The organism is Aquabacterium sp. (assembly GCF_021768455.1).
GTDB lineage: Bacteria > Pseudomonadota > Gammaproteobacteria > Burkholderiales > Burkholderiaceae_C > Aquabacterium.
In genome coordinates this window covers 1-4076 of record NZ_JAIZVX010000229.1, presented here as the reverse complement: position 1 = coordinate 4076, position 4076 = coordinate 1, and the positions used below count along the sequence as shown (strand labels likewise).

Genomic DNA, 4076 nt, shown 5'->3' with positions numbered 1-4076 from the left:
GCTTAAGGGGCCCTCGAGCAGGTGGGGGCAGGCAGTAACCCTGCTTTTTTTCGTTCACAATGGTTGAGACCCGGGCGCATCTGCGCACGGGTGTGCTACACCGTGTCGCCCTGCAGGGGCGACTCTTCGTGCGTTGTGCACTCGTTTTTGGGGTTTCAGGGTCGGCCCCTGGTGTACATGTTCAATAACCGCAACTACAACCGCACCTTCTTCAACGCCCCCCAGTCCGTCACGTCTTTCGTGGCGGCGTTTTTGGAGCCGTTGATCACGGTAGCCTGCTTGTTGGGGGCGATGGCCTATTTTGGCGAGCCGGTCATGCGGGCCGCCATGGCTCTGTGCCTGCTGGTTTTCGCTTTGACGTTTCCTGGGCGAAACCGGTTCACGGATTCTCGGCTGGAGGCAGGCATCGACATCGTCAGTTCCTGGGTGTCGATGTTGGCCATCTTGTGGCTGTGTGGTTACGCCACGAACAGCCTGATGTTTTTCGATTTCCGCGTGATGGTGGCTTGGGCGGTCTTGACGCCTTTTTTGCAGTGGGCTGCCGTGCTGTTGGGCAAGGCCTTGATCAAGCACCGCTCCAGTCAGCCCTACGCGCGGCGCCGTGCCATCGTCGTGGGGGCGGGGCCGCTGGGCGGCAAGGTCGCCCGTGCATTGCAGAGCAACCCCGACCAGACCATCGAGTTTGTGGGCTATTTTGACGACCGCACCGACTCCCGTGTTTTGCCCGAGGCGGTGAGCATGCGCTTGGGGGGCTTGCGTGATGTGGCGAATTACGTCTATGCGCACAGCATCCATGAGGTTTACATCACCCTGCCGCTGGGATCGCAGCCCCGCATCGTCGAGTTGCTGGAGGCCGTGCAGGGCACGACCGCTTCGCTGTACTTTGCGCCCGACGTGTTTGGCATCAGCATCATCCAGGGGCGCCTGCAGGACATGAATGGCGTGCCTGTGGTCGGTATCTGCGAGACGCCCTTCACCGGCACGAACGAGTTGGTCAAGCGCGCATCCGACATCATCCTGGCCAGCATCATCCTGGTGTTGATTTCGCCGATTCTGATCGGCCTGGCCATCGGGGTGAAGCTGAGTTCGCCCGGGCCCATCATCTTCCGCCAGCGCCGCAATGGCCTCGATGGCGAGGAGATCATGGTCTACAAGTTCCGTTCGATGCGCACGCAGGACAACGGTGCGGTGGTCAAGCAGGCGACCAAGGGCGACAGCCGAATCACGCCTTTTGGCGCCTTCATCCGGCGCACGTCACTGGACGAGTTGCCGCAGTTCATCAACGTGCTGCAAGGGCGCATGAGCATCGTCGGGCCGCGTCCGCACGCGGTGGCGCACAACGAAGAATACCGTCGGCTGATCAAGGCCTACATGGTGCGCCACAAGGTGCGTCCAGGCATCACAGGCTGGGCCCAGGTGCACGGCTTGCGTGGCGAGACCGAAACCATCGACAAGATGCAGGCCCGGGTCGAGTACGACCTCGAGTACCTTCGCAACTGGTCGCTGGCGCTGGACCTGCAGATTGTCATCCGTACCGTACGGCTGATGGTGTTCGATCGCAATGCTTACTGAATGAACTGAGAAGAGATGAAAGCTGAGGTGTCCGTGACTCCAGTCGAAGCCCAAGGGCAAGTGTGGATGCGTTGTGCGGTGTTGTTCGCGTTGGGCTTGACTGCTTCTGCAGCACATGCCGAGGACTCGCCGTTCTCGCTGACGGCATCGCAATCGTTCAAGCACGACTCGAACTTCTCTCGCAACAGCCTTGAGCAGTCGGAGAACGTCAGCACCACCACCTTGCGAGGCGACCTGAACAAGGATTACGGTCGACAGAACTACCGAGCCGGTGTGGCCATTGGTGCTCAGCGCTACACCCACTTCAAGGAACTGAAGAACGACAACAAGGACGCAAACCTGGGCTTCACCTCGGGCATCGCATCGAACTGGGTCCTGTCGTTGGGCGGGGCGTATTCCCAGAACCTCAATCCCATCCAGAACAACAACAACGGTCAGGCGCGTGTCACGCGCAACATTCGCACTTACAACGATCAGAACATCGCCTTGCAATACGGCAACGGGGGGCGTTGGGCGATCGTGGGGCAACTGGACGGCAACCGCGTCAAGTATTCGGACTCGCGTTATTTCTACCAGAACGCCAACCAGACCGTGCAGGGGCTCAAGGCGATCTACAACAGCACCGACTTGCTGAACTTCGGTCTGGGTCTTCGCCTCGTGAACACGCGGTACCCTGCCACCAACAACGAAGAGTTGAGCGACCGCAACATCGACTTTTCCGTCAACTCCCGCATCAGCGGCCTGAGTTCCTTCTACGGCATGGTCAGCCGTCGTCAGGGCCATTACAAGAACGCCGACCGAAACACATCGGGCTGGACCGGGCAGGCGGTGTGGAACTACACACCGCGTGGCTTGGTCAGCTACACGGCGAGCTTGTCTCGTTCGACTGGCGCGGACCGCTACCAGCAGGGCGTCAGTTCTTTTGCCGATCTGCTCAGCGGCGTGCAGTCGTATGACATCAACTACGACACGACCACCACCTCGGCCAATTTGAATGCGAGCTTGAAAGCTACCGGCAAGATCACGGTGAACGCAGGCTACACCTTCACGAAGTACGACCTGTCTCGTGTGCAAACGCCGCAAGGTTCCCAGGTTTTCAGTGACCGCGCCAACATCACCAACAGCCACTACCGCGGCATGACCCTGGGCGTGAATTACGCGGTCTTGCGCAACCTGAACCTGGGCTGCGCCTACACCGACTACAAACAGACGCCTGACAGCGAACGTGTGGCCTACCAGGGCAACCAGGTCGACTGCAAGGTCTCCTACACACTCGACTGACAAGGAGCGATCTTTTGCCTGCCATCTTGCTGACCGGCGCGACCGGCTACATCGGTTCCCACACCTGGCTCGCCCTGCAGTCAGCCGGATTTGACGTGATTGGCGTCGACAGCCTGGTCAACAGCTCGCCGAAGGTGCTGGATCGCCTGACCGAATTGGGTGGGCGAGAGCCCGTGTTCGTCGAGGGCGATGTGCGTGACGCGGCGGCCCTGGACCGTTGCTTCGAGTTGGCCGGGACGCGTTTTGGCGGCATCAGCGCGGTGGTGCACTTTGCGGCGCTGAAGGCCGTCGGTGAGTCCAACGAGCGCCCGCTCGATTACTACGAAAACAACCTGGGTGGTCTGCTGTCGGTTTGCCAGGCCATGAAACGCCACGGTGTGACCGACCTGGTCTTCAGCTCTTCGGCGACGGTGTACGGCAAGCCCGAGAGCCTGCCCATCACCGAATCGGCGGCCCTCAAGGCGACCAACCCTTATGGGCAGACCAAGCTGATCGGCGAGGAACTGCTGCGCGGCCTCGAGCAGTGCGATGCCTCCTGGCATTTCGCCTACTTGCGCTACTTCAACCCCGTTGGGGCCCATCCAAGCGGCCGCATCGGCGAAGACCCGCGCGGCATTCCGAACAACCTGATGCCCTATGTGGCCCAGGTGGCCGTCGGCAAGCGCGCCCACCTCAACGTCTTCGGCAACGACTACGACACGCCCGATGGCACCGGGGTGCGCGATTACATCCACGTGTGCGACCTGGCCGAAGGCCACGTGGCGGCCTTGCGTTACCTGGCCGAGCAAAAGCGCTCGCTCACAGTCAACCTGGGCACGGGTCAGGGCTACAGCGTGCTCGACCTGGCGCGGGCCTATGGCGAGGCCGCGGATCGTGAGATTCCTGTCGTGTTCGCACCCCGCCGACCAGGTGACATCGATGCCTGCTACGCCGACCCGGCCAAGGCTTTCGAGACCATGGGCTGGCGCGCCACCAGAGGCCTGGCCGAGATGTGTGCCGATTCCTGGCGCTGGCAGTCGTCCAACCCCAATGGCTTCGAGGCCTGAGGCATACAGCCTTGGCGTTGAGCCTGTTCACTTTTCTTTGCCTGGCAACGGGCACCCTGTTTGCTAGAGTCATTTCATGAAACACGCATTGCTTCCCGTCATCATGGCCGGTGGTTCCGGCACCCGCCTGTGGCCCCTGTCGCGCGCCCTGTACCCCAAGCAGTTCCTCGTGCTGCA

The 4076-nt window shown here is 61.2% G+C and carries 4 protein-coding genes; all 4 read left to right on the top strand.

Annotated elements, in window-relative coordinates; genetic code table 11:
- Positions 1-177: 177 nt before the first annotated feature.
- Positions 178-1572, top strand: coding sequence for an undecaprenyl-phosphate glucose phosphotransferase (locus QZ994_RS19000; protein ID WP_290877406.1), 1395 nt, complete (start codon positions 178-180; stop codon positions 1570-1572).
- Positions 1573-1668: 96 nt separating this feature from the next.
- Positions 1669-2853, top strand: a complete 1185-nt coding sequence (locus QZ994_RS18995) for a hypothetical protein (protein WP_290877403.1) — start codon at positions 1669-1671, stop codon at positions 2851-2853.
- A gap of 14 nt (positions 2854-2867) precedes the next feature.
- Positions 2868-3899 (top strand): UDP-glucose 4-epimerase GalE, encoded by a 1032-nt coding sequence (galE, locus tag QZ994_RS18990; protein WP_290877400.1) that lies wholly within the window; start codon positions 2868-2870, stop codon positions 3897-3899.
- A 76-nt stretch (positions 3900-3975) separates the two neighbouring features.
- Positions 3976-4076 (top strand): sugar phosphate nucleotidyltransferase (locus tag QZ994_RS18985; RefSeq protein ID WP_290877408.1); only part of this gene is annotated, 101 nt, incomplete at its 3' end.